The 26248-nt window shown below is 43.9% G+C and carries 16 protein-coding genes; 9 read left to right on the top strand and 7 right to left on the bottom strand.

Features of this window, described 5'->3' with window-relative positions:
• The first annotated feature begins 16 nt into the window (after positions 1 to 16).
• A complete protein-coding gene (locus DIU38_RS18410) occupies positions 17 to 748 on the top strand; it encodes a YqjF family protein (protein ID WP_112654777.1) in 732 nt (243 codons plus the stop codon).
• A 270-nt stretch (positions 749 to 1018) separates the two neighbouring features.
• Here the strand turns inward: DIU38_RS18410 and tnpA are convergent, their stop codons facing one another.
• Positions 1019 to 1486 carry an IS200/IS605 family transposase gene (gene tnpA / locus DIU38_RS18405; RefSeq protein ID WP_112654776.1) on the bottom strand — a complete coding sequence of 156 codons (468 nt, stop codon included), beginning with the start codon at positions 1484 to 1486 and terminating at the stop codon, positions 1019 to 1021.
• 268 nt (positions 1487 to 1754) lie between these two features.
• Here tnpA and DIU38_RS18400 point away from each other — a divergent pair, with 268 nt between their 5' ends.
• Positions 1755 to 2552: a DUF3050 domain-containing protein gene (locus DIU38_RS18400; RefSeq protein WP_112654775.1), complete on the top strand. Its 798-nt coding sequence runs from the start codon at positions 1755 to 1757 to the stop codon at positions 2550 to 2552.
• A gap of 84 nt (positions 2553 to 2636) precedes the next feature.
• Here the strand turns inward: DIU38_RS18400 and DIU38_RS18395 are convergent, their stop codons facing one another.
• The 6 genes from DIU38_RS18395 to DIU38_RS18370 form a co-directional block, all read right to left on the bottom strand.
• Positions 2637 to 3431, bottom strand: coding sequence for an FHA domain-containing protein (locus tag DIU38_RS18395; RefSeq protein WP_112654774.1), 795 nt, complete (start codon positions 3429 to 3431; stop codon positions 2637 to 2639).
• Positions 3432 to 3455: 24 nt separating this feature from the next.
• A complete protein-coding gene (locus tag DIU38_RS18390) occupies positions 3456 to 7532 on the bottom strand; it encodes an FtsW/RodA/SpoVE family cell cycle protein (protein WP_112654773.1) in 4077 nt (1358 codons plus the stop codon).
• Between the two features lie 3 nt (positions 7533 to 7535).
• Positions 7536 to 8969, bottom strand: a complete 1434-nt coding sequence (locus DIU38_RS18385) for a protein phosphatase 2C domain-containing protein (RefSeq protein ID WP_112654772.1) — start codon at positions 8967 to 8969, stop codon at positions 7536 to 7538.
• A 91-nt stretch (positions 8970 to 9060) separates the two neighbouring features.
• The gene (locus tag DIU38_RS18380; protein ID WP_112654771.1) at positions 9061 to 10026 is read right to left on the bottom strand and encodes a hypothetical protein; all 966 of its coding nucleotides are present in this window, start codon (positions 10024 to 10026) and stop codon (positions 9061 to 9063) included.
• Between the two features lie 18 nt (positions 10027 to 10044).
• Entirely contained in the window at positions 10045 to 11472 is a 1428-nt protein-coding gene (locus DIU38_RS18375; RefSeq protein WP_112654770.1) for a serine/threonine protein kinase, read from the bottom strand.
• A 242-nt stretch (positions 11473 to 11714) separates the two neighbouring features.
• On the bottom strand, positions 11715 to 14024 hold the full coding sequence (locus DIU38_RS18370) for a glycoside hydrolase family 20 protein (RefSeq protein ID WP_112654769.1): 2310 nt from the start codon (positions 14022 to 14024) through the stop codon (positions 11715 to 11717).
• A gap of 181 nt (positions 14025 to 14205) precedes the next feature.
• Between DIU38_RS18370 and DIU38_RS18365 the strand changes: the two genes are divergently transcribed.
• The 7 genes from DIU38_RS18365 (at position 14206) to DIU38_RS18335 (ending at position 26247) form a co-directional block, all read left to right on the top strand.
• The gene (locus tag DIU38_RS18365; protein WP_112654768.1) at positions 14206 to 15141 is read left to right on the top strand and encodes a ring-cleaving dioxygenase; all 936 of its coding nucleotides are present in this window, start codon (positions 14206 to 14208) and stop codon (positions 15139 to 15141) included.
• Between the two features lie 8 nt (positions 15142 to 15149).
• A complete protein-coding gene (locus DIU38_RS18360; RefSeq protein WP_112654767.1) occupies positions 15150 to 15773 on the top strand; it encodes an alpha/beta hydrolase in 624 nt (207 codons plus the stop codon).
• A 275-nt stretch (positions 15774 to 16048) separates the two neighbouring features.
• Positions 16049 to 16633 (top strand): RNA polymerase sigma-70 factor, encoded by a 585-nt coding sequence (locus DIU38_RS18355; protein ID WP_112654766.1) that lies wholly within the window; start codon positions 16049 to 16051, stop codon positions 16631 to 16633.
• Positions 16634 to 16995: 362 nt separating this feature from the next.
• Positions 16996 to 18156 (top strand): FecR family protein, encoded by a 1161-nt coding sequence (locus DIU38_RS18350; protein WP_112654765.1) that lies wholly within the window; start codon positions 16996 to 16998, stop codon positions 18154 to 18156.
• Between the two features lie 202 nt (positions 18157 to 18358).
• On the top strand, positions 18359 to 21748 hold the full coding sequence (locus DIU38_RS18345; RefSeq protein WP_112654764.1) for a TonB-dependent receptor: 3390 nt from the start codon (positions 18359 to 18361) through the stop codon (positions 21746 to 21748).
• Positions 21749 to 21805: 57 nt separating this feature from the next.
• On the top strand, positions 21806 to 23299 hold the full coding sequence (locus DIU38_RS18340; RefSeq protein ID WP_112654763.1) for a RagB/SusD family nutrient uptake outer membrane protein: 1494 nt from the start codon (positions 21806 to 21808) through the stop codon (positions 23297 to 23299).
• A gap of 176 nt (positions 23300 to 23475) precedes the next feature.
• Entirely contained in the window at positions 23476 to 26247 is a 2772-nt protein-coding gene (locus tag DIU38_RS18335; RefSeq protein WP_112654762.1) for an alpha-L-rhamnosidase, read from the top strand.
• Position 26248: the final 1 nt, after the last annotated feature.

The raw sequence follows: 26248 nt of genomic DNA, 5'->3' as shown, positions 1-26248 counted from the left end.
GCGGGATTTTCTTTTTATGGCTAAAAGCGAATTTTTAAAAGCCCAGTGGAAAAACCTTGTAATGATCAATTACGAGGTTGATGCGGCAATATTAAAACCTTATACGCCGGCAGGCACGGTGCTCGACCTTTGGGAAGGAAAAGCGCTGGTAAGTATGGTTGGTTTCATGTTTTCGGATACCCGGGTACTGGGTATTAAATGGCCCTGGCATGTAAACTTTGAAGAAGTTAACCTGCGATTTTACGTGCGATACTTTAATGGTACCGAATGGAAGCGCGGAGCTGTTTTTATAAGCGAAATAGTACCGAAAAGCATGATAGTGCTTATTGCCAACAATCTTTACAAAGAGCATTACCGTGCCCTGCCTATGCGTAGTTCTATCACTTCAGCTGCAGATAATCACACCCAATTTTTATATGAGTGGAAGCTAAACGGCCGCTGGAATAAACTTGGTGCCACCGCCAGTAATGAGTTAGTAGATATTAAAGCCGGTAGCGCAGAAGAATTCATTTTGGAACATTACTGGGGATATAATAGCTTAAGCCCCATAAAAACCATGGAGTACCAGGTTGAGCATGTTTCATGGCAAACGGGTTTGGTGCGCGAGTATGTTTTTGATGCTGATGTTGCCGCACTCTATGGTGAAGCATTTAGGCCGTTTTTGGAAAAAGAGCCGGTTTCTGCTTTTTATGCGCTTGGTTCGGATATTGTAGTGCGGATGGGAGAGAAGATTGTGGTGGGGAAATAAAGGTAGGAGGGGGAATTCCAATATCTGCAGTTTGAAAAGTTTTGAACTTTTGATAAATTAATATTGAAAAGGTGAATTGTCGGGCATATTTGAGTTGCCCCAGAGGGGCAAAAGATTTGTAGAAGTTAGTAGCTTTTGATAAATTAATAATATTTGGAAGGGGAATTATTGGGCAAGCCTGAGCTGCCCCAGAGGGGCAAAAGGTTTGTAGAAAAATAAATGCCCCTGCTTTTACAGCCCCAGAGGGGCTGAACAAAGCCAATAAGTTAATTATTGAGGCAATTTAAAGATATATTGTTCGTCAAATTCGATATTGAAATCATTTAGCATTTTCCTGTATTCGTCTAAAAATGTAATTTTTCGATGATGCTCTTGCTGGTTTGCTATGTAGTTTACCACTTTATCAATTTGCGACCTGCTATTACTAAAAGCTCCATATCCTTCCTGCCACTGAAATCCGCCATTGGCTAATTTTTGTTTATTAATCCATTCGGATGAGTCGCTTTTCATGATGCGCACAATTTCAGAAATAGACTGATTGGGATTTAATCCGATAAATAAATGTAGATGATCGGGCATGTTATTAATAGCTATTAATTTGTGCCCTTGGTTTTGAATAATCGAAGTTATATACATTCTTAACCGCTCAGCCCAGGTATCTTCAATTAATGCCATACGATATTTTACGGCGAAAACGATGTGGATATATAACTGAGAATAAGTGTTATTACTTGCCATACGTTGTGATCAGGTTCGTTAAGTTGAGCACCTCTGGTGCTCTAATCAAATTTACATTATTTTTCTACAAACCTTTTGCCCCTCTGGGGCGGCCTGTCAATTTCTTAATTCACTCATAGGCGGCAATTTTACAGTCGGATATGCTTTAAATCCTTATTAAAATAACTATAATTAAATAATCCCCCATTACCCCGTCGTCAAAAAAAATAATCAGTTCATTAATAATCACGTTGTTTGCTATTTTTGCCACCCATACAATTTTTGATACATGGCAAATTACAGCAACCGCATTGCACAGTTAAAAAACGAGATCCATCCTTTACGCGATCAGCTTATCAACCACGAGCTTTATAAAAATATTACATCGCTTGATGAGCTTACTGTTTTTATGGAGCATCATGTGTTTGCTGTTTGGGATTTTATGTCGTTGTTAAAAGCTTTGCAGCAAAAGCTTACCTGTACCGTTACGCCATGGATGCCTACAGGCAATGCCAATACCCGCTACCTCATCAATGAAATTGTTGCCGGTGAGGAAAGCGATATCGATGAGCGAGGTAACCGTGCAAGCCATTTTGAGCTTTACCTGCGTGCTATGCAGCAAGCCGGCAGCCAGGCCGAAGGGATCAACAATCTGTTTAATGAATTAAACTTCGGTAAGCATATTGATGAAGCGCTGATCATTGCCAATATTCCTGTTGCCGCCCGCAATTTTGTGCAGCACACATTTGATGTTATCGATACCAATAAAGATCATCTGCAAGCTGCGGTATTCACCTTTGGCCGCGAAGATTTGATTCCGGATATGTTTGTAAGCATAGTAAAAGAGCTGAGCCAACAATTGCCGGGTAAGGTTGATATATTGTTATACTATCTTGAGCGCCATATAGAAGTTGACGGCGATCATCATTCCCAACTGGCCTATCAAATGACCGCCGAACTTTGCGGCAATGATGACAGCAAATGGGCCGAAGCGACTGTTGCTGTTAAAGAAGCATTACGGGCGCGCATTGCACTTTGGGATGGGATTTTGGAAGCGATTAAAGTACAGGAAATAAGTTCCCTTTAACCATATGCCGGTAGGAAGGTCATTTCGACAGCGCATGGTTAGGGACTTTTCTTTCGCTTCCTAACGCTCGTCCTTTTCTTAGCTCTATCGGTTTGCTATCGTAGTATATAAAAACACCGCCGATTCTCCCAATATTACCTGGTCGCCTTCACTTAGGGGGTGGCCAATTTGAGTGGAATTGAGTTTGATCATCTTACCATCAGCCGCGATATGGATCTTGGTTTTATTGCGCGGGGGCACGCCGCCTTCATCAGCAAAAATCATGAAGCGCTCGCTTTCGCCGTCCCATTCAATATGGGCATGTTGCCTGCTGATGTATTTATTACTTTCGTCCCTGCTCTCTCCCGGAAAAACAAATTGATTTAGCCTGAACGATCCATTTTCGGTAACAGACTTTTTATCCCTCCCGATGTAGAGTTTGGGGTCAGTAGCTTTGATCAGGTATTCTTCTTTTTCGGCCTCACCGCTCAGGATGCGCAAATAGGCTGTAAAGGAAGCCGCATTGTGTGCAACCTGCTTGCGGGTATTCATGATAAAGGCTGCATCCAGGTCAGGAATCCTTTTCGCTTCCGCCGGGAGCTCTTCAGTAAACTCAACATCCAGCGTCCAGTCGGGGGGCAAATTGATGTCAAAATCGTCGGCTATTTTTTGAACCTCGTTTTTGAACAACGCTTTATCATGTACATAAACCGCGCCCTCATAAATAGGCTTATCCTCGGCATCGGCAACTATAAAAAGCTTCAGCTCTTTGATATGGCCGCCCTCTCCACCTTCTATCTTTTGTAACGATTCTTTAATGAAACGTAATATAGCCTCACGTAGGCTTTTTACATCCCAGGGTTGTTTTTCGCCGCTTCTTTTAAATAAACTAAATGCCATTTGCTCTTCCTTTCTGCTTAAACACTATTCTTCGGTAGTGGTTTCCGTTTCCATGCTTTTTATATAACCTTTTTTCAGCAGGAAAGGGATCACATGATTGCCGGCCAGGTGTACCGCGTCTGATGATCCGCGGGTTGATTCTACCCGGATACAAACCACCAAATAGCCGCTGCCTTTTTCTTTTGGTGCAAAGAAAACATACCAGCCATCGTTAACGCTCTGGTTCCTTACAATACGTTCCGGCGTACCGGTTTTGCCCGCTACCTTGATGCCTAATATAGGCGTTTTAGGCGCACTTTGCTCAATCATATATTGTTTTAACAAAGCAGCATAACGCGGATCTTCGGCCAGCTTGATACCGCTTTTTACAGCCACTGTTGAATCGGCAATTTTTAGCGCGTACCTGTTGGGCAGTAATATACCGTCATTAGCCACACCTGATACCAGCCTCGCTACCGCCGCAGGGGTAGCAATCAGCTCGCCCTGCCCCCAGGCCATACCCGAAATACCTTTAGCCCTTGTTTTATGGATATTGTTAGGATCGTACCGTGGTTTGGTATTAAATTCGGTTTTACGCCATAAGGTGCGCCATTTATCTTCCTGGGTGGCATTCAATACCGGTTTATTATAATAATAACCGCCTACGCCATGCAAAAACATCCCTGTTTTAAGGTAAAGCGTTGCCATGTACTCTTCCAGGTGTTCCTGGTTGGCCAGTTTAATAAAATATACGTTGTTTGATTTGGCAATGGCGCGCTCCATGGTGATCATCCCTGTCTCGTCGGGCTCGATGCCCTTGGTACGGATCCGCTCCTGAGTGCTTACATGATATTGTATTGCAGATGCAGCGATGCCTAATTTATTAAATGCCGACATCGCCGTTAAAACTTTAGCCGTTGAACCGGGCTGACTGGCATAGGTAAAACCCAGATCGGTAGTGGTTAACCAGGTAGCCAGTTTATTCTGATCGGCCAGTGGCATAGTCAGCTGGTCCCAGTTGTGCACAGGAGGCAGCGGGTATTGTGCCGATGTAAGCACATCGCCGGTGTTGGATTCCATGATAACTACCGAAACCCGGTTATCATACAGCGAAGTATCGGAAGCGATAGATTGCTGTATACTGGTTTGCAGATCGGCATCCATCGTAAGCTTTACATCGCGGTTTTTGTTTTTGAAAGCTTCTACTTCGGGGCCGTTGATATCACTTACAAGGAGATTGGCTAAAGCGCTGTAGTCTTTTTTAGCTACGGTCATTTCTTTCATTCCGCGGGGCAGGAACCGGTCTTCCTGGTAACGTGATGCCTTCACATTATAATTGGTGATAGGCATATGAAACCCGCGAAGTTCGGCGGCATGCTCATACTCGGCAAAATAACCGTTGGTGCTGCCATTAAATACCCCGGTGTTTTGATCGCCCGTCCAAAAAAACGTTTGCTCTTCAAAAGGATAAAACCTGTCCAGGCGCTTGTGCATAGCCGAATCCAGGTCATAATGCAGCATGCCCGAAGCGCTTAATTTGTTCTTTTGTTTTTCGATAAGCTCGGGTTTGCTGGTAGCCAGGATAAGGCCGTTACGGTCATATATAGTACCGGCCTGCAACCTGTTCATTAATATAGCGATACGCGGGTTGTAGCTAAACATCCGCAGACCGCTTTTATCGGCAACCAAAGCAGGCTTTACAACCCATTGCTTATTATCTGTTGTATAGCGCGATACATTCACCACCAATAATACCACCCCGGCAAGCGCGGCTGCCAATGCAGGTACCAGGTTTTTATCTTGCTGTTTGGTGATATAATCCATTTGCACTGCTGTGCCCCTTACTGATGAAACCGACAGCAGGAAGCCCGCAGCCAGCAGATTTATTACCAATGATGAGCCGCCATAACTTTCAAAAGGAAGGGAAACGCCGGATAATGGCAATGCCCCGATAGAGCCGCCCGCAATCAGCAAAAACTGCACAAAGGTACATACCCCGATACCTGCACTTAGATAAAACAGCAGGGGCATCCCCGTTTGCCTGCCTATGATGATGGAGCGGTGCAGGTACAACAAAAACAAGATGAACACCGCGGCCATGCCGGCCCAGCCAAACTCTTCGCCGATTGATGGCAATATCATATCAGTATGTGCTTCGGGGATAGTTTTGGCAAAGCCCTGCCCAACACCTTGTCCGTTTACCCCTCCACTGGCCATGGCCCAAAGTCCGTTAGCTACCTGGTCGCCGCCGTAAACTTCATTATTCCAGGCGTCCTGCCAAATGGCCTTACGCTCAACCAGGCGTTCCACCGGACCGGGGATAATTTTATCGAGCCCCGGAATTTTATCGATGGTTAAAAAAGCAGTGATCACTACGAGCGCCATAATGGCCGATTCACTCAACCTCCTCCGCCTGAAAAATACTACGCTCCCAAGCGAAAAAAATGTGATGCCCGCGCTAAGCCATATATTATCAAAAAACCAGGTAGTGAGCACAAATAGCACCACAAAGCCCGCCATATAAAGGAAATCGCCGCGTGAAAAAGAGAACAGGATGATGAACGTAAAACAGATCACCATGGCCGGGCCTAAATCGCCTAAAACCAAAAACAGCAGCAGGGTTATTATTGTGGCGATAAGTGCAAAAGAAAAGAACGACCAGCGCTTGCTCCAGCTGGCGTATTGACTGATGAATTTTTCGTTGGTGGCAAAAAATCCGGCAAGGAAAATAACAATGAGGTATTTTACAATTTCGCTTGGCTGAAAACCCAGCAGGTTAACTTTTACACCGCTACCCTCGGGACCGGTACCAAACAAGATGGTGGAAAACAGGATGCCCATGGCAACAATAGCCCAGGGCCAGCCGTTGGCGGCGCTCCTGCTCCATTTAAAAACAAGCAGCCGGTAAAAGCCCGAGTCGGGGTTAAGGCGGCGAAGGTTAAATAGCTGAATGATGCAGATCCCCGCCATACCGATGCCCAAATAAACAAGCGTATCTTTAGCCAGGAACCTATCGCGCAGGGGGTCTTGCAGGCTTAAAAGCGTAAGGAATGAGATACCGGTAAGCATCATGATCAGGGGTAAAATGATCTGATCGGCATCGGGGTACCGGGCGCTTAGTAACAGGTGTACAATGATAAAACCGGCAAAAAAACTGCCAGCTATGATCCAGTACCACATATTAAACTCCTCCTGGTAGCGCACGATAAAGGCACCCTCTTTTTTCAGGATGTTAAAGTCGCGGGTAGAGAGCAGCTTGATGCTATGGGGTGCCTGGCTAAATTTAAAACTTACATCTTTGTCCAGCTCGTCAACGCCCTGCGAGCGGCCAAACTCAAAGCCGGGCTGCATGGGCAATACCGAAAATGCTTTACCGGTTGGCAATTTGGCAAATACAAAGCGCCCTTGCTCATCGGTACGGGCAAAAGCTGTTAGTGACTGCAGCACCTTCTTTTTCTGATCGTTAAGTACATACAGCTTTTTGTATGATGAGGCATTTTCCGAATAAGAGGTTTTAGCCCCGGTCTCCTCATCGCTGAAAATGCTGTCGCGGGGCAAAATCATGGTGAGCTTTACCAGTACACCGGGTACTGGTTCGCCTTTGTGGGCTATTGTACCTTTAATGCTGTATTCGCCAAGGTTAAGGTCTGTTTGAGCGCCCAAAGCAGGAGGATTTTTCAATTCCTGTTCAAAGCGGATGGAATCATCGCCGGTATAGCCTAAAAGTGTGCGGGAGGTAAGTACGCGTTTCTTGAACGTTTCGCCACCTTTTTCAAAGGCCTCGTCGGCATTTACGTAGTATTTGCGTTTGTTAAGTTCGCCGGTATTATCAACCTGTTCGCCGGTTGTTTTACGCGATGCTATGACCGATTCAATGTAATCAATATCCTTCGGATCATCAAAATAATAACCCTTTTTTAGCAGTGCCTTTACGTTTTGAGCAGTATTGGGCGAGTTAAGGTTTACGATGGTCCCGTCCTTCAGGCGCTTATCAACATCAGTGAACTTAAGTTGCAATACGCCGAAAAGCTTCACAAATAAAACGGCCAGCAATATGCCTGTAAGCAACAGGAACAGCCGTTCCATTCTCCTGCCGGGTACTTTGGGATTTTCCTGGGCCATTTATCAGTGGGTAGCTTTAGTTGGAACAGAATCAGTTTTGAACATGCTGCCAAACAACCTGCCCGAGATGTATTTTTTATTAGGGAACATGTACAATGCCTGGACCGGCGTTAAGCAGTTATTAAACTGCACATTTTTTAGCACCAGGGCATCGTTATGTGTTACGATAGCCGTACCAAAGCCGTCAAAAGCAACGCTATCCAATACTACATATTTACAATTAGCAGCCAGCGCGATAGCCGGGCCCGAATAGGTAGAATCTTTTTTAAATACGACGGCACCCTTTGTTTTAATATACAGGCTATCCTTATTGATATGCAGCGTATCGCTCAGCACAATAGGCTGCTGAAAATCAGCTGCCGAAAGTAACAGCGTATGGCCTTTTAATTTGTTAATAGTATCCTGAAGCTTGAGCTCCACCGCATTTTTAATATGCTGAGCTATCAATGTATCTGTTTTTTTAGGAACAGCAGCCTGATCTGCATTCTTTTTAAATTGCCAGATAAATCCACCCAAAAAAATAAAACAAAGCAGGGTAAGTACAGCTACTGTGCCGCCATTGCCTTTGGTTTTCACCACAGGATTAGGTTCTTCCTGCCTTTTTGCCGGGGCGGGCGTAATCGCTTCCGGCTGTTCGGCAGCTTTTACAGCAGCCACCACTGGTTTCGTGGCGCTGTGTTGCTTGCGCTCCTTATCGTTATGTACCAGTACAACGGTCACATTATCTTTTCCACCGCGGTTATTGGCTGCATCAATCAGTTTTTTACCTTTTTCGGGAAGGTTATCGCTGCTGGTAAGGATATTGGTGATCTTGCTTTTATCAACCAGGTCGGTTAAGCCGTCGCTGCAAATGAGCAGGATATCGCCCGGCAAAAAGGGCGAGTTACCAGTCTCCACAAAATCGGGGTCCTGGCCTATCTGCCCGGCAAAGCCAAGTGCTTTATTAATTTCATTGCGTTTGGGATGGTCCATGGCCGCTTCCTCGGTCAGCCGGCCCGAATCTTCCAGGAAGCCTACAAAAGAGTGATCTTTCGAGATCTTGATCAGCGAATAATCGCGCAGCAGGTACAGGCGGGTGTCCCCAACGTGGGCGTAATAAAATTTATTGTTGATCATATCAACCACGGCCAGGGTTAGCACACAGGCCATGTTTTCAAGATCTTTGTTCTGTACTTTTTCGTCGTAGATCCGTTGATTGGCAATGGTAAACGTATTTACCAATAGCGGTACAATATCGCCGGCTATATATTGCAATTGCTCCAGGATGGTGGCGCGGGCAATTTCGGCAGCTATTTCGCCGCCGGCATAACCGCCAACCCCATCAACCACACAGGCAATGATAAAATTACCATCACCAGATTTTTCGGCAATAAAAACGTCCTCGTTGTTTTGCCTTTGCCTACCGGTATCTGTTATCCCGAAAAAATTATTTGCCATGGTTTTAACTGGATTTTTTTATGTCGATAAAATGAGCTACCAATAACAGCACACATATTGCCAGCAGCCCTATTGATAATACCTGTGACATTTATGGTTCGGGTTTAAATATGTTAATACCTACTATGCCATTGAGCAGGATCCTGGAGTTGAACGGCAGCTCAACCCATTGCGGCGAGTTCACGTCGCTCCCGGCTACTTCCAGTTCGTTGATCAGGGTGCGCTCGCCAAAAGATGCCATGTAAAACTTACCATCGGCTTTATTTAACCGGATGCGCAGGTGCGGGGTGTTCACCCATTCAGACGGTACCTTAAACACGGCCTGTTCCTCCCTTTCCTCATCACTGCCCGATACAACAATATCATCATCCTTGATCAGGTACTCCACCTTGCGGCCAACAAACTGCTTATCGGGCATAATGGTTTCCAGCCGGGCCAGTACTTTTGTACCGGGTTTTGCTACGTCCTTTTCGTTATAATGTAGATCATTGGCGTAAGGCAATTCATAATAACCTTCGCTGTAATAAGTAAAGCCCTTTAAAACCTCGTTACTGATATCCAGCGTTTGGGCAACACCCGTTTGGCGTGGAATGAAAGTAACCCGGAGGTTCTCTTCTTTTTTAGCGCTTGTGCCGGGCAGCAGTTTGCCTATAAAACCCTTATCGCCGCGTTTATAATCCGGGTGCGATACCAGCCTGAATACCCATTTTGAGCTTGAAGGCTCCACCTTTTTGCCTACTTCCTGGTGTTCGCGCAGCAGCTCATAGAATTTTTTAACAGATTCGTTAACGATAATGCCGAACAAGCCAGAGCGGTTATTTACAAAATCCTGGTAATCTTCCTCGTTAAAGCTGATGATAAATTCGTGGTAAAAAACTATCCTGTCGGCAAAAGAAAGCTGCTTGATCGATTCCTTGAATTTTTCGATGATGTATAAATACACGTCATCGGGCGTTAGCGCTTTTATTTTTACAGCCTCTTCGTTTACTGGTTTCCCGTTTGGTAAAAACCAGTCCTGAAGGCCTATCCGTTTCCAAAATGTTGATTTAGGTTCCATTCTGTATATGCTAAATCATTAAAAGTTTAAATTAGAGGTATCCGCTTTTTTCACGCTATCGCGATAAAACTGCGTATCTTCCTTTTGTTGTTTTGCCCGTTGTATGTTACGCAATATCGAATCGGCGGTTGAATCAACTTCAGGCGGAATATTGCTCTCATCTTTGTAATCACTGGCCTTAGGCTGCTGTACAGAGTCTTTTTTTTGGGGTAGGATAATTTTATTACTTGCGGCCGAGTCGGTTGCTTTTTTTGAAGGCTTAAACAGCCTGCTAACCACCCCATTATAAATACGCCCGCCAAACTTATCCATCACCACTGCAGAGAAAACGGTGAAACCGCAAAGCAATATCATGAACAAAACAAAAATTGGTTTTGACATGCGCACCGCTTTATTGTCCACAGGTTCGCTGTTAACTACCTGTGCCGGTTGCTTGTTCTCGTTTTCCTGGTAATATAGCACCAGCCCTTGCAGGCGTTCATTTTCCTTCAATAAAACTTCGGTGTTCCACGATTCATCGGGGTGCGTTGGGCTGATAGCGCCGATACTGCCCTGCATCAAAGCTTCCTGCAGTTCAATACCGTTGGCATACCGGTTATTGATGTCTTTTTGCAGGCATTTAGCTACAATCTGTAATAACCAGGCCGGAACCTGCATCTGCATTTCCTTTTTCTCGTCAGACCAGCTTTCGGGCAGGTTTTTGCGGCGCAGCTCCATTACATCAGGTATCTCCGACTCCATATGGGCCAGCATCACGGCGTTGCGTGCTGTTTCGCCATTATCTTTTAGCGGGAAAGGCACCTGCCCGCCAATCAATTCATACAGGATGATGCCGTAGCTGTACACATCTGTTTGGAAATACATCAGGCCTTCATTTTGCTCGGGTGCCATAAATTCAATAGCGCCCGCATGACGGATACTGGTACGGCGCTGATCATCAGACATGGCCGAAAGACCAAAGTCAAGCAGCACGTAGTTTCCGGTATGTACGTTGAACTTTACATTGTTGCTTTTGATGTCGCCATGCTTTACCGAAACTTTGTGGCAGTGTGATAACGCGTTTGCCAGCTGATCGGCCAGTTTGATGATCTCTTTAATGCTGAAGATAGCCTCATGGGGTGGTTTCAGCAGGTCTTCCAGATCGGGGCCATCAATATATTCCATTTCGATAAACGGGAAGGAACCACTTTCGGTAATGCCCGAATTAAGGATCTTAACCACATTTGGGTTAGGCTCTTCGTTTACCTTTTTTAGTTTTTCGACCTCGTTCTGGAAATTGCGAAAATTTTTATCGTCGGTGCTTTCGGTGTGAATGGGAGTGGGCAGGAGCTTTACCGCTGTGATAATAGGCCCATAACGGCGACCTTTATAAACAGAGCCCTGACCGCCCGTTCGTAAAGCCCCCATGTTTTCCAAACCTTCGGTAATAGTAAATACTTTGCTCATTGAGTTATACTTGGGGAATGAGTATTCGTGACAAATATTAAAAACTTTTTACTCAACATAACGCAGGCATTAGTGTTTGGTATAAAAATATAAAAAAAAGTTCGGCAAATTTGAACCATGATTTGCCTGATTAAAGGATTATGCGATGCAAATAGTTATCTGAACCCTGATTTATTTGATTAAAGGGTTAAATTATGCAACTGGTCATCAGGAAATCCTTTAATCAAGCGAATCAAGGTTCATTATTGTATCACTATCTCATCCACCATTAACCATGCCTTTGCCCCGGCAATATACTCACCCGGCGGAATAATCTCTTTGTTGGTTGCTTTTACCCTGATATATCTTGCCTGCTGTGTTTTGATGTTTGCCCTTACAGCGTTGATGCCGTTATCCGGGAAATCAGTCTGGCGGTAAACTTCGGTATAATTGCTGCCATCTGCCGATACCTCAAAGGTTAGCAACGTTGGTTCCCACATTTTTTGCCAGTGGTATTTCAAGATATTGATCCCTAATTTGGATACATTTTGCATCGATCCCAGGTCAACTACCGCTTCAAGGTCATCTCCGGCAAAGCCATACCATTGCCCATCATTATAAAGTTTGCTGCCGAAGATGCCGTTCACTAAACTAAAGGTATTGCCCGGATTAAACCCTCCCTGCGGCTGATTTTTAAGCGCCACAGTTTTGCCAATGGCTTTATGAATGCTAAATGATTTTTCATAGGTTCGGCCCTGCTGCCTGCCATTATTAAAAACAGCTGCTTTAATAATGCCTGATGATGCTATTGTAATTGCACTTATGTAACCTTTACTGTTTAAGCCCGGCTCGGTACCATCTGTTGTATAAAATATTTTGGCGCCGGGTAATGTTGTTTGGAGATTTAACGCTACCTGATGATTAGCTGTTTCGATTACAGAATCGGTGATCTCGTCAAATACCTTAGCAGCATTTATATCCAGATTGCTTAAAGGTTGATGATACCTCAATCGTTTTAAAAAATCATCATAGTTTTTGCTTTGCTTAGGGCTCCATGCTACCTCAGCCAAAGCCAGCATTCGCGGGAACAATTGCCGCTCGGCCTGTGCGGGGCTGGTCATGTATTCGCTCCAGGCATTGGCTTGTACGCCTTTAATGTATTTTGCCTCTTCACCGCTCAGGTCGCCGGTTATTGGTTCATAATTATAGACCTTGCTTAGTGGTGTATAACCTCCGCCTGCTAATGGCTCTGCGGGGTAAAGCGATTGGTAATAGTCAAGGTATACATATTTTTCGGGCGTCATGATGGCATCGTGATGCTGTTTGGCAGCGGCTATGCCGCCCTCTTCGCCAGTCCAGCTCATTACGGTTGCTCCGGAGGTAAGCCCGCCTTCCAGGATCTCGTCCCAGCCTATGATCTGCCGGCCTTTACTGTTCAGGTATTTTTCCATGCGGCCGATGAAATAACTTTGCAGTTCCTTCTCATCTTTCAGGTGTTCGTCCTTAATGCGCTGCTGGCATTTAGGGCAGACCTTCCATTTGGTTTTAGGGCACTCATCACCACCGATGTGAATATATTTTGAAGGGAACAACGGCAGTACCTCATCCATCACATTTTGTAAAAAGGCAAACGTTTCGTCATTGCCGGCGCAATACACATCATCAAAAATGCCCCAAAATGTTGCGGTTTTATACGGCCCGTCTGTACAGCCCAATTGCGGGTAAGCAGCCAGCGCCGCCAACGCATGGCCCGGCATTTCAATTTCCGGTATTACGGTAATGTGCCTTTGGGTGGCATACTTTACAATTTCTTTAACCTCATCCTGGGTATAATAGCCGCCATAGCGTACGCCATCAAACTTATGCGGACTATCCTTTTTATGACCGATAATAGTTTCATCGCGGTAAGCCGAAATGCTTTGCAGTAAAGGATATTTTTTTATTTCAATGCGCCATCCCTGATCATCAGTAAGGTGCCAGTGGAAGGTATTGATCTTGTACAGCGCCAGCAGGTCTATCCATTTTTTGATGGCTTCAGGCTTGAAAAAATGACGGCTTACATCAAGGTGCATGCCCCGGTAAGCAAAACGGGGGTAATCGGTAATAGTGTAACCTTTAACTGTTATTTTATCTTTACCTATATCCAACAATTGAATAAGCGATTGCAAGCCGTAAAAAACACCGGCCTCATCATGCCCGGTGATGGTTATTTGATGGGGTTTAACCACTAAAGTATACCCTTCGGGTTGGCTAATGCTTTTTGGATCGAGCTGAAGCCATAAATTTGACGCAGCCATCTTGTGATTTACAAAAGGTTCGGTTTCGTGGATGTCTCTCGCCAAATTTATGTAATGCCTAAAAAAGGTGACGTTACTTGCTTTGATACTTGGGCCTAAACCAATGACAAATTCCCGGGGAAAGGCATAGGTTATATCGTTACTTTTTATTTTAACCGGCTGAGGTATCACACCCTGTTTATAGATCTGAGCTTTACCCGGCAAGGCAAAGGCAACACACAAAATAAAAACAATAATTTTTATGGGTCTGGAGAAGAATAGGTTATAACTGCTCATCAAAGTAAATGTAAAGCCGAATATACTTTTTTTGCGTAAAGGAGGGTAATGAAATCGTTTAACATCAAAAAATAGCAACCCCATTTTTCTTATCCTACATCAAGTGTCGCCGGCGATTTTGACCGTAATTTTGAATCATAATAACACAGCAAGTATTAAAATATTTAAAACAAGGAAAACAATGGAAAACACTATAAACGGCATTCACCACATCACAGCAATTGCAGGTAATGCCAAAAAAAACTATGATTTTTATACCCGTGTATTGGGCTTAAGGTTGGTTAAAAAAACAGTAAACTTTGATGACCCCGGTACATATCACTTATATTATGGCGATGGAAACGGTACTCCCGGTTCTATCCTTACTTTCTTCCCATGGGAAGGAATTGCAACTGGTCGCCGTGGTGCAAGGCAGGTAACTGAAATTGGTTATTCAGTACCTGAAGGTAGTTTGGATTTCTGGTTGAAAAGGTTTGAGGATAACAATGTGATCTACAACAAACCGGCCGAAAAATTTGGTGAGCAGTATCTTACATTCCTTGATCCTGATGGTTTGAAATTTGAGCTTATCGTTCCTAAAAAAGCCGATAACCGCACACCATGGGAAACTGCCGAAGTAACCGCTGCCAATGCAACCAAAGGTTTTCACAGCATTACCATTACATCAAATAAAATTGAGGCTACTGCCAAAATATTAACCGGTGTATTAGGCTATCGCTTACTGGAACAGCATGTTAACCGCTACAGGTTTATTACCGATGCTGTCGACAATGCAGCTATAGTTGATTTGGTGGAAGTTCCGGGAGAAGTTGCAGGTCATGTAGCAGGTGGTTCTGTTCACCACGTAGCATTCCGTGTACCAAACGAAAAAGTATTGATGGAATACCGTGAAAAGATAGCCAACCTTGGCTTGCATATAACCGACAAAATAGACAGAAACTATTTCTACTCATTATACTTCCGCGAACCAGGTGGTGTTTTGTTTGAGATAGCAACCGACAACCCAGGCTTCGCGGTTGATGAACCAGCTGAATTATTGGGCACAGGTTTAAAATTACCTGCACAGTATGAAAACCTGCGCGGCGAGTTGGAAAAAACATTACCATCATTAGTTTAATCAAACAGATGTACAGGCACACAAAACAGGTTGTTTCGGCGGGAGTTCCCGCCGAACAGGCCAAAAAAGCCATCATTATGCTGCATGGCCGCGGCGCATCGGCAAGCAGCATGATCTCACTTAAAGATCATCTTGAATTAGATGGGTACGCTATCTATGCACCAGAGGCCAATCAACATAGCTGGTATCCCTACAGTTTTATGGCCCCGGTGCAAAATAACCAACCGGCACTTGATTCGGCACTTGAAGTGATTGACGAACTGGTTGAGGACCTCAGGCAAAAAGGAATAGCAAAGGAAAATATCTATTTCCTTGGTTTTTCGCAGGGGGCATGTTTAACGCTTGAATATACCGGCCGAAATGCCGGCAGGTACGGGGGGATTATCGCTTTCACCGGCGGATTGATAGGAGAGGAATTGGTTAAGGAAAACTATAAAGGCGATTTTAACAATACCCCGGTACTGATCACCACCGGCGACCCCGACCCGCATGTACCGGTTAGCAGGGTTAATGACAGTGTTGAAATATTAAAAGAATTAAATGCGGATTTAACCCTCAAAATATATAAAGGCCGTCAACATACTATTTCTCATGAAGAAATTGTGTTGGCAAACGAGATACTGAAGAATTGATTGTTTTCAAAGTTGAGTGTTTAAGAGTGGAGAGCTGCCCGGAGGGGCGGCTCTCTTTTTTTTGCCGGATAGCATTGACCAACCTGTATAATAAATAAGTTATGCCTATGCTTTTGATAACCTTTGGGTTATTTTATATTAATAACCGGTAGTTTGAAATGATGGTTAAGTGATTCATAATTAGCGTATAAGCTTATTTTTACTTTTTAAATATATTAAATTAATATTTAAGTAATTTTAGCCTTTGTTTCCCGGACCAACTTAATTAGTAAACTATGCCCGACAAAATTGTGATGAGCGATATGCAGCTCATTAGCCTGTTAAAGGCTGATGATGAAGCGGCGCTTACCATGATTTACAGGAGATATTGGGCTTCACTTTTTAAAGCGGCTTATAATATCTTAAAAGACAGACAGGCATGCGAAGATATTATCCAGGAACTGTTTATTAAGCTTTGGGATTGCCGGGCCGAAGTGGAGATCAATATATCGCTTAAAGCTTATCTGTATGCATCGGTACGTTACGGAGTTTACAGGCAAATCCGCACAGGTACCCCTGTAAGAAGCGAGATTTTTGACGATCTGATTGAGCGCCTGCATACCCCAGCTACCCACAACACCATTGAGCACAAAGAACTGCTACTGCAAATAAACCAGGTGATTGATACTCTGCCCGAAAAATGCCGGGAAGTTTACAAACTGAGCCGCGAAGAATGCCTTAGTCATAAGGAAATAGCCCTGCAGCTAAATATATCCACTAAAACCGTCGAAAATCATTTAACCAAAGCGCTTCGCCAGTTGCGCGGCTCGTTAGGCTCCGCTTTTATCCTGGAAGCGTTGATGTTTTTTTTAGATAAATAGCATCAAATGAAATCTTAGCTATTTAAAAATGTAAGATATTTATTGCCTTTGGTTTTAACCAACGGTGAAATAATTCGAAAAATCTGGCTTTAGCCCAATTATGCAGGCGGGTTTAGGCTAAAGCCCTCTTTATCGCTATTTAATATTCCGTTGGTTAGAACCAACGGCAATGAAAATTCTATTGAATGATTAGATATTCTGATTGTTTTTAAACAGCTTTTTGCTGGATTTTTTTGGGGGAATAATTGATTTTTCGGCTAACATTCGTTTGTTAAAGCTTATTCATAAAATATTTTAATTTTTTTTCATTTCGACGTAGGGGATACCCCCGTTTTTTTACTCTCCTTATCAAAACCACATTTGTGCAAAAGGAAGAATTTTTACAACTGATAGATAAATACCTGGCCGGGCAGGCAACTGCTGCGGACAAGGAACAGTTGTTGAATTTTTTTGAAAGCTTTCAGGGTGATACCGACGAATGGGATGAAAAAATAATTGGTGTAAAACAGGAACTGGAAGATCGCATGTTAAGCAACATCAGGCAGGCGATAGCCGAACCGGTGGCTAACAAGGGCCCAAAAGTTATAAGGTTGCATTTTTTCAGAAATGTTGCCGCTGCTGTTATCCTGTTGGCCGTGTCGGGCATTGCTGTTTATCATTGGTGTATTAAACATGAACAGCAAAAACTGGTGGCTCAAAACAAAGCAGTTGTAAAACATGACGTTGATCCGGGCGATAACCGGGCTGTTTTAACCCTTGCCAATGGCTCCAAACTGATACTGGACTCGGCTAAGATCGGCTTGCTGAATCAATCGGGTAACACCAGTATTAATAAAACGCAGGATGGGCAGGTGGTTTACACCGCAGATAAGGACCAACAGCAAAATGGCCCGGTTGCCTATAACACCATTAGCACCCCCAGGGGTGGCCAGTATCGGGTAGTGCTTCCTGATGGTTCAAAAGTTTGGCTTAACTCTGCCTCTTCACTGAAATTCCCTACGGCATTTACAGGTACCGAACGTGATGTTGAACTCACCGGTGAAGGATATTTTGAGGTGGCCAAAAATAAGGCGAAGCCTTTTAATGTAAAGGTTAAAGATATTAACGTGGCCGTATTGGGCACACATTTCAATATCATGGCTTACAACGATGAGTCCGCTGTTAAAACCACTCTTCTTGAAGGATCGGTGAAATTAACACAAGGTAATACGAGCAATTTACTAAAGCCCGGTCAGCAGGGCATTATAAATGATGAAAACATTAAAATTATTGATGTTGATACCGACGAGGCGGTGGCCTGGAAAAATGGCTTCTTTGACTTTGAACGGGCAAACATACAAGATATTATGAAGCAGCTTTCGAGGTGGTATGGTACCGAAGTAATATACGAAGGTAAAATACCTGATGATGAGTTTGTAGGTAAGATCAGCAGGGATGTAAAACTATCACAGGTATTGCACATCCTTGAATTAAGCCACGTGCGTTTTAGGATTGAGAACAAAAAAATAATTGTTACGCCTTAAATACCGGCAGCTGATTTTTAACTGCTAAACCCAAACTATGAAGAAACACTGACGATATAATCTCAAAATATTCCAACCTAAGCTCCCCTTATCTAAATCAAAGAAAAGCCGGAAGCGCTGCAACGCTTCCGGCATAATGAATTGGATCAAGCTTTCCTGAGTTTTCAATAACAGATTTTTTTAACCCAAACATCACGAAGTTATGCATTTAAACTTTACTGGTAAAGTATTTAGTGCCTTTGGTACACATTCAAAACTGTTTTTGACGATGAGATTAACCGTCTTATTACTAACTCTCGGCTGCCTGCAGCTAAGTGCTAAAAGTTTTTCACAATCCATAACCCTGAATGCGAGGGGGATAGCACTAGATAAAGCTTTTAAAGCAATTGAAAAGCAAAGCGGCTATTATTTCTTTTACAGGTATAAAGATATTTCAAAAACCAAACCTGTTAATCTTTCACTAACTAATGCTTCATTACAGGAAGCGCTGCAGCAATGCTTTAAGGATGAGCCTTTAACGTATGTGATTGATGATAAAAATATTATTGTAAATAAAAAGAAAACGCCCGATGTAAGCACTGCCCAGGTACCCATAACCATAAGCGGTATTGTGGTAGATGATAAAAATCAGCCGTTACCGGGTGTTAATGTTAAAGTAAAAGGTACCAATGTTGGTGCCATAACCGGGGTGGACGGTAAGTATACCCTAAATGCCGAAGATAACGCAGTTTTGGTATTTACATTTATCGGTTTTCAAACCAAAGAAGAACCGGTTAATAAAAGAACAACTATCAACGTTGTTTTAAGTGAAGATAACAAGGAATTAAAGGAGGTAGTTGTTGTAGGCTACGGCAACCAGGAGCGTAAGGATGTAACGGGCGCTGTAGGTTCGGTAAAAATGGGCAACATCAAAGAGATCAAAACGGCGAGTCTTGATTTGAAACTGGCCGGCCAGCTTGCGGGCGTAACCGTAAACCAGGTAACCGGTACTCCGGGTGGTGGTGTTTCTGTAAATATACGCGGCGCCGGTTCAGTAGGTGCCGGTGATGATCCTTTATATGTAATTGATGGATTCCCCATTTCTCCGGGGTTTGATCAATATCAAAATCCTTTAAGTACCATCAATCCCGACGATATTGAAAATATCAGTGTATTGAAAGATGCTGCTTCTACAGCGATTTACGGTTCGCGCGGGTCAAACGGTGTCATTTTGGTCACTACCAGGAGGGCGAAAAAAGGCGAGTCGTCAGTAACGGTAAATACTTCAACAGGTGTTCAGCATATTTTGTCGCGAAGCAAGCTTAAAATGATGACAGCCGAGCAATTTGCACAGTGGCGTAAGGAGGCTATACAGGATGCTAATGCTGTTAACGGAACAAGTAACCCGATTCCCGTTGAGTATCAAAATCCGGCAGCTTTAGGCAAGGGAACGGATTGGTTTGACGCAGTAACCAGGGTGGCGCCGATACAGAATTATGATGTAACGGTATCTAACGGTACTGAAAAAGCACGCTCCTTGTTTTCGATGGGCTATTTCGACCAACGTGGAACGGTACTCAATACCGGGTTTCAGCGCTATTCTTTAAAAGGCACAATGGATGCTGATGTGGCAAAAAATGTTATTGTTGGCTTAAGTATAGCGCCCACGTACAGTTTACGTAACCAGCAGCAAACAGATGGGCATTTTCTGTCGGCAGCATTAAGCCAGGCTTACCTTGAAAGCCCGCTTACCCCCGTAAAACAACCCGATGGCTCATATACCAATGTTATAGGATCACCCGGTACATTCCAGAACGTGAACCCGGTAAGCGCGCTGGTTAATACCACAAACATGTATAAGCAATTCCGTACGCTGGCCAATGCTTATGTGGAGTGGAAAGTAGTTGACGGGCTTACCCTACGGTCGACCTTTGGTGTTGACTATCAAAATAGTAACGGTGATTATTTCCGGCCGTCGTTTTTAGGAGGCTTTAATGCACCTAACCGCGATGGTAAACAAGTAAAAGCTGTTGGTTCATTTAACTCATCAAACACATTTAACTGGCTTAATGAAAATTCAGCTACCTATAAAAAAACTTGGGGCAATCATACATTGACTGTTTTAGGCGATTATTCGATCCAGCAGGAAACCAATCGTTACCGCTTAACATATGGTACAGATTTTCCTGATGATGCGATCCAATCCTTAAGCTCTGCAACAACTATAACCGCAAACACTATTAATGAAGAATGGAGATTGCTATCCGTAATAGGGAGGGTTAACTACGCTTATAAAGATAAATACCTGCTGAGTGCCTCTATTAGGCGCGATGGTTCATCAAGATTTGCCCCCGGGCACAGATGGGGTACGTTTCCATCGGTTTCGGGCGGATGGCGTATTTCAGATGAATCGTTCTTTCCTAAGACATCTTTTATTGACCAGGTTAAGTTTTCGGGCAGTTACGGCCATGCCGGTAATAACAACGTAGCCAGTTACATGTGGGTATCGCAGGTTGATGATACCAATTATACATTTGGCGGCGCACTTGCGCCGGGTAAGTCTTTAACAGATCTTGGCAACCAGGAACTTGGCTGGGAAACCACTAAACAGTTTGATTTGGGGGTTGATATTTCATTGTTAAAGGGCCGTGTTTATTTAATCGCCGAGTATTATAACCGTTATACCGAAAGGATGCTTCAATATATTCCTGTACCGATAGTTTCAGGCTACAGCGGTGCCTTAACAAACGTGGGCAATGTGCGTAACCGGGGCTGGGAATTTACCCTTACAACCAAAAATATAGTTGGCAAAGGGTTTAACTGGAGTACCGATATGAACATTTCGTTCAACCGTAATAAAGTAATTAGCCTGGGCCCTACACCCTACATATATGATGCACCAATTAACGATAACCCTACCAGCATAACGCAGGTGGGGTTACCATTGGGGCAATTTTATGGTTATATTTTTGAAGGAATATTCCAAAACCAGGCCGAACTTGACAAATACCCGCATTTTGACGGTGAACAGGTTGGTAATATCAGGTATAAGGACGTTAATAATGATGGTATCATTGACGGGCATGATCAGGTGCCTATTGGTAATCCATGGCCAAAGTTTACTTTTGGTTTCAACAACCACCTATCGTATAAAGGCTTTGACATGAATATCATTTCGGCAGGATCTGTTGGTGGGCACGTATTTGATATGTATAAGCAGTTTACTACCAACCTTGATGGGGTATTTAATGTTGAGCAATCGGTTATACAACGCTGGCGTTCGCCTCAGCAACCGGGGGCTGGCATATTGCCAACAACGGTATCTAACACTAACCTTGCACGTGATTATTACCCTTCATATTGGGTTGAAAGTAACTCATACCTGATGGTTAAAAATATTGACCTTGGATATAATTTCAAAACCAAATTCAGCAAGAATTTCAGGGTTTATTTTAGTGCTCAAAATGCTATCCTGATTACAGGCTACAGAGGCGGAAGCCCCGAAGTTGGGATTGAGGGACAGGATGGCAACCGCTCTTTATCGCCCAATGTAAACTTTACAGGTTATCCGGTCTCGGCTGTTTACACATTGGGATGTAACGTAACATTTTAAAGTATAAAAGCTTTTAACGGATCAATTGATAAGTTCAAACTTTAACAACTGAAAAGCATGAAAAAATACATATACCTTTTAGTTTTTCTTTGTGTTGCGATGTTAAGCAACTGTAAAAAAGATTATCTGAGTCTTCAACCCACCGATACTCAAAATGGTATTAACTTTTTTAAAACCAAATCTCAGTTCATTCAGGCCACTAATGGTGCATATGCCCCGCTTCAGGGCTTATATAATGGTTCATTTTGGGCCATGGCCGAAATGCGTTCTGATAATACCTCATACGAGTATGATCCTTATGATCGTTCGGGTACAGGTAACGAAGAAATAGATGAATTCCGGGAGCTAAATAACAATGGCATTGTAGAATCGTTTTTTAGTGCAAGTTATAAAGATATTGGCCGGTGTAATGTTATTCTTGAGCGTTTGCCCGCTGCTAAACTTGATGTTGGAGTTGCAGACACTATCGCCGGACAGGCATCATTTTTAAGGGCGTTTAACTATTTTAATATTGTGCGTATGTTTGGCGATGCCCCTTTGGTACTCACAGAAGCGCAATCTGTGGCTGATGCTTATAAAGTTGCCACTAAAAGCCCGGCCGCTAAAATTTACACCCAGATAATAGCCGATGCGCAAACTGCCATTGCCAAGTTACCGGTAAGGTATACAGCTACCGGCGATAAAGGGCGTGTAACCAAAGGTACCGCCGAGACCATGCTGGCCGAAGTTTATATGACCCAAAAGAAATTTGATTTGGCCATACCGCTGTTACGCGCAATTATCGCGTCGGGTGTTTATAGCTTGAATGCCGATTATGCCGATAATTTTAATATCCATAAAGAAAATGGCCCCGAGTCAATTTTTGAGATCCAATACATAGAAGGCCCGAATGGTTTGGGCAGCGATTTCGTTGATACTTTTATTCCCTGGGATTATTACGATACTGATATTACCGGTTACGAAATAGCTAACGGCGCACAAAATGGCTGGAATATCCCAACACAGGACCTGGTAAATGCCTACGAGGGAGGAGATAAAAGAAGGGATGCTTCATTGACTGATTTTACATCAGACGAATATGGCATCGATTTGCCATTTATTAAAAAGTATCAAAGTATTGGGGCTGTTAAAGGTATTACCGGCAACAACTTCCCGGTTTATCGTTATGCAGATGTTTACCTGATGCTAGCCGAGTGTTTAAACGAACAAGGCTTTGCAGCAGGTGGCGATGCTTTCAAATACCTGAACCTGGTTAGGCAGCGCGCGGGTCTTGAACCTAAATCAATGGGCAATGCTAATCCCGATTTAAATGTTACCAGTCAGGATGGGTTTCGCGCGGCGATAGCTCACGAACGCCAGGTTGAACTTGCCTTTGAAAATCACCGCTGGTTTGATCTTTTGCGTACAGGTAAAGCGACAGAGGTAATGAAAGCGCATGCTACCCGCGAACGGGCTTACAAAAACAGTTCATGGCAAATTAACTCGGCGGCTTACAGCAATATCCGTTTGCTTTTCCAATATCCGGTTGAAGAGGCTAACCTCGAACATTAATAATGTTACATAGCCAGGGTGAAACTTTTACCCGGCTATATTACGTTTATAGGTGTATATTGCGATGAACGCACATTTTGTGGGCAGGCTCGATGAAAAATTTCAGGTGCATATCAAAACAATATTGCTATTAAAGTTTATTTAATAGCATGAACTATTAAAACCCCAAAAAAGGTATGTGTAAAAAGGTATGCACACGCGTTATTATATTGTTTTTTTCTTTTCTGCCATTAATTGTACAAGCACAAAAAGTGCCGCCTGTTCCTCCGCCGTTCCGGGTTGATAACCTGGTTTGTGAATACAAAATAAACCCCATCTCTGTCGACGAAGCCGCTCCCCGTCTTGGCTGGAAACTAATAACCCGGGATCGCAACATTCAGCAAATTGCCTATGAAATAAGGGTAGGCAGTAATGCCGTATCCTTACTGAAAGGTAAAGACCTGCTTTGGACCTCGGGAAAAGTTAACTCCAACGAATCGCTGCATGTTTACTATGGCGGCCCCGCGCTCGCTTCACGTCAGAAAGTTTACTGGCAGGTACGCGTCTGGAACAACAGGCAGCAGGTTACCCCATGGAGCATGGTTAACTCATGGAAAATGGGCCTGCTTAAACCCGCCGACTGGAGTGCCAAATGGATAGAAAATAATTACCTGTCGGACACTACCGGTGGCCCATGCCCCATGTTCAGGAAAACATTTAAGCTTGATCATAAGGTACGTGCGGCGCATTTATACATTACTGCCCACGGTTTATATGAGGCGCAATTTAATGGTAAACGAATTAGCAGCGACTACTTTGCCCCCGGCTGGACGAGTTACAATAAACGGCTGCAGTACCAGGTTTATGATGTAACTGCCGACCTGCTAAAAGGCGATAACGCTGTTGGCGTAACCCTTGGCGATGGCTGGTACCGTGGTTACACCTATAATCGAAAAAAGAATGTGTACGGCACCAAGCTTGGTTTGCTTTTTCAGTTAGAGGTTGTGTACACTAACGGTAAACGGATACTCATTAATTCGGATAAAACCTGGAAGGTTGCTTATGGGCCGATCCGTTCATCATCATTTTTTGATGGCGAAGTTTATGATGCCCGCAAGGAGAAGAAAGGCTGGTCGACCATTGCTTATAAAGATTTAAACTGGGATTCTGTACGCACCATCGATACCGTTAAAGAAAATTTAGTGGCCACATTTGGTCCGCCGGTGCGCAAGCACGAAATGTTTAAGCCGATTAAAGTGTTTACCACTCCTGCGGGCGAGCATGTGGTTGATTTTGGGCAAAACCTGGTTGGCTGGGTGCAGTTTAAATTAAATGCAAAAGCAGGCGATACGGTAAAGCTGTTCCATGCCGAGGTTTTGGATCAGAAAGGGAACTTCTACACAAAAAACCTGCGTACAGCCAAGCAGGAAAACGTATATGTTTTTAAGGGCGATAGCGTTGAAACATTCGAACCTCATTTTACCTTCCAGGGGTTCAGGTACCTGAAGGTTGAAGGATATGAAGGCCAGTTGGATTCTACCAATGTGGCTGCCTTTGCCTTGTACTCGGATATGGTGCAAACGGGTATGTTCTCTACCTCTAATCCACTCATTAACCAGTTGCAGCATAATATTCAATGGGGGCAAAAGGGCAATTTTATTGATGTACCTACCGACTGCCCTCAGCGGGACGAGCGTATGGGCTGGACGGGCGATGCCCAGGCTTTTTCCCGCACCGCTACCTTCAATATGGATGTGGCCGGATTTTTTACCAAATGGCTAAAAGATCTTTCGGCCGACCAGCATAAAAACGGCGCGGTACCCTATGTGATCCCTAACATGCTGGATAGCGCTTCGGCAGCAGCCTCAGGATGGAGCGATGTGGCAACTATTGTCCCCTGGAATATTTACCTGGCTTACGGCGACAAAAAGGTATTGGAAAACCAGTACCCAAGCATGACCGCCTGGGTGGGCTACATTACCCGGCATACCCGAAACGGCCTTTGGGACACCGGCAACCACTTTGGCGACTGGCTGTTTTACGCAGGCACCGATTATGAGGATGGCGCCGCCCTTACCGATAAAAACCTGATAGCGCAGGCATTTTATGCTTATTCAACTCAACTGGTTATCAATGCCGCCACTATATTGGGTAAGGAAGATGATGTTAAAAAATATACCGCGCTGTTAGCTGATATCAAAAAGGCTTTCCAGGCAGAATATGTTACACCTAACGGACGTATGATCTCGGGTACGCAAACATCCTATGTACTGGCCCTTAACTTCGACCTGCTGCCCGAAAACCTGCGCGAATCTGCCGCCAAAAGGCTGGTAAACAATATTGAAGATTATGATGAACACATTACAACAGGCTTTTTAGGCACCCCCTATATCTGCCATGTGCTAAGTCGTTTCGGTCATACCGATATTGCCTATGACCTGTTGATGAAAGAGTCATACCCTTCATGGCTTTATCCCGTAAAAAACGGGGCAACTACCATATGGGAGCGCTGGGATGGCATAAAACCCAATGGTACTTTTGAAGATCCGGAAATGAACTCCTTTAACCATTATGCTTACGGCGCAATTGGCGATTGGATGTACCGTGTTATAGCAGGGATCAACACTGATGAGGGTAGCCCTGGCTTTCATAAAATAAATATCTTCCCGCATCCCGGCGGTAAATTGACCAATGCCAATGCCGAACTGGAAACATTATACGGCAAAGTAAAATCGGCCTGGAGTATTGATAACGGTATTTTTACCCTTGATGTAATTGTGCCGCCAAATACTACTGCTATGGTCACCCTACCGGCGGTTGATGGCCCGGTGACAGAAAGTAATATCGACATTAACAACAATAAAGATATCGCCAACATCAAACCGGCCGGCGGCGATATGCAGATGGATGTAGGCTCGGGTACTTACCAGTTCAAATACATTTTAAAAACCCATAAAAAAAATAGCTAAT

This window comes from Mucilaginibacter metallidurans (genome assembly GCF_003286435.2).
Classification (GTDB): Bacteria; Bacteroidota; Bacteroidia; order Sphingobacteriales; family Sphingobacteriaceae; genus Mucilaginibacter; species Mucilaginibacter gossypii.
The sequence above is the reverse complement of the archived record's forward strand: the minus strand, read 5'-3'. Positions and strand labels throughout refer to the sequence as shown.

What these genes read in the sequence shown, in the direction of transcription:
- DIU38_RS18355 (WP_112654766.1), top strand. Translation starts at nt 16,049, where the DNA reads ATGCCCGACAAAATTGTGATGAGCGATATGCAGCTCATTAGCCTGTTA.
- DIU38_RS18385 (WP_112654772.1), bottom strand. Translation starts at nt 8,969, where the DNA reads ATGGCAAATAATTTTTTCGGGATAACAGATACCGGTAGGCAAAGGCAA.
- DIU38_RS18345 (WP_112654764.1), top strand. Translation starts at nt 18,359, where the DNA reads ATGCATTTAAACTTTACTGGTAAAGTATTTAGTGCCTTTGGTACACAT.
- DIU38_RS18335 (WP_112654762.1), top strand. Translation starts at nt 23,476, where the DNA reads ATGTGTAAAAAGGTATGCACACGCGTTATTATATTGTTTTTTTCTTTT.
- DIU38_RS18370 (WP_112654769.1), bottom strand. Translation starts at nt 14,024, where the DNA reads ATGAGCAGTTATAACCTATTCTTCTCCAGACCCATAAAAATTATTGTT.
- DIU38_RS18410 (WP_112654777.1), top strand. Translation starts at nt 17, where the DNA reads ATGGCTAAAAGCGAATTTTTAAAAGCCCAGTGGAAAAACCTTGTAATG.
- DIU38_RS18395 (WP_112654774.1), bottom strand. Translation starts at nt 3,431, where the DNA reads ATGGCATTTAGTTTATTTAAAAGAAGCGGCGAAAAACAACCCTGGGAT.
- DIU38_RS18375 (WP_112654770.1), bottom strand. Translation starts at nt 11,472, where the DNA reads ATGAGCAAAGTATTTACTATTACCGAAGGTTTGGAAAACATGGGGGCT.
- tnpA (WP_112654776.1), bottom strand. Translation starts at nt 1,486, where the DNA reads ATGGCAAGTAATAACACTTATTCTCAGTTATATATCCACATCGTTTTC.
- DIU38_RS18340 (WP_112654763.1), top strand. Translation starts at nt 21,806, where the DNA reads ATGAAAAAATACATATACCTTTTAGTTTTTCTTTGTGTTGCGATGTTA.
- DIU38_RS18390 (WP_112654773.1), bottom strand. Translation starts at nt 7,532, where the DNA reads ATGGCCCAGGAAAATCCCAAAGTACCCGGCAGGAGAATGGAACGGCTG.
- DIU38_RS18380 (WP_112654771.1), bottom strand. Translation starts at nt 10,026, where the DNA reads ATGGAACCTAAATCAACATTTTGGAAACGGATAGGCCTTCAGGACTGG.
- DIU38_RS18360 (WP_112654767.1), top strand. Translation starts at nt 15,150, where the DNA reads ATGTACAGGCACACAAAACAGGTTGTTTCGGCGGGAGTTCCCGCCGAA.
- DIU38_RS18365 (WP_112654768.1), top strand. Translation starts at nt 14,206, where the DNA reads ATGGAAAACACTATAAACGGCATTCACCACATCACAGCAATTGCAGGT.
- DIU38_RS18400 (WP_112654775.1), top strand. Translation starts at nt 1,755, where the DNA reads ATGGCAAATTACAGCAACCGCATTGCACAGTTAAAAAACGAGATCCAT.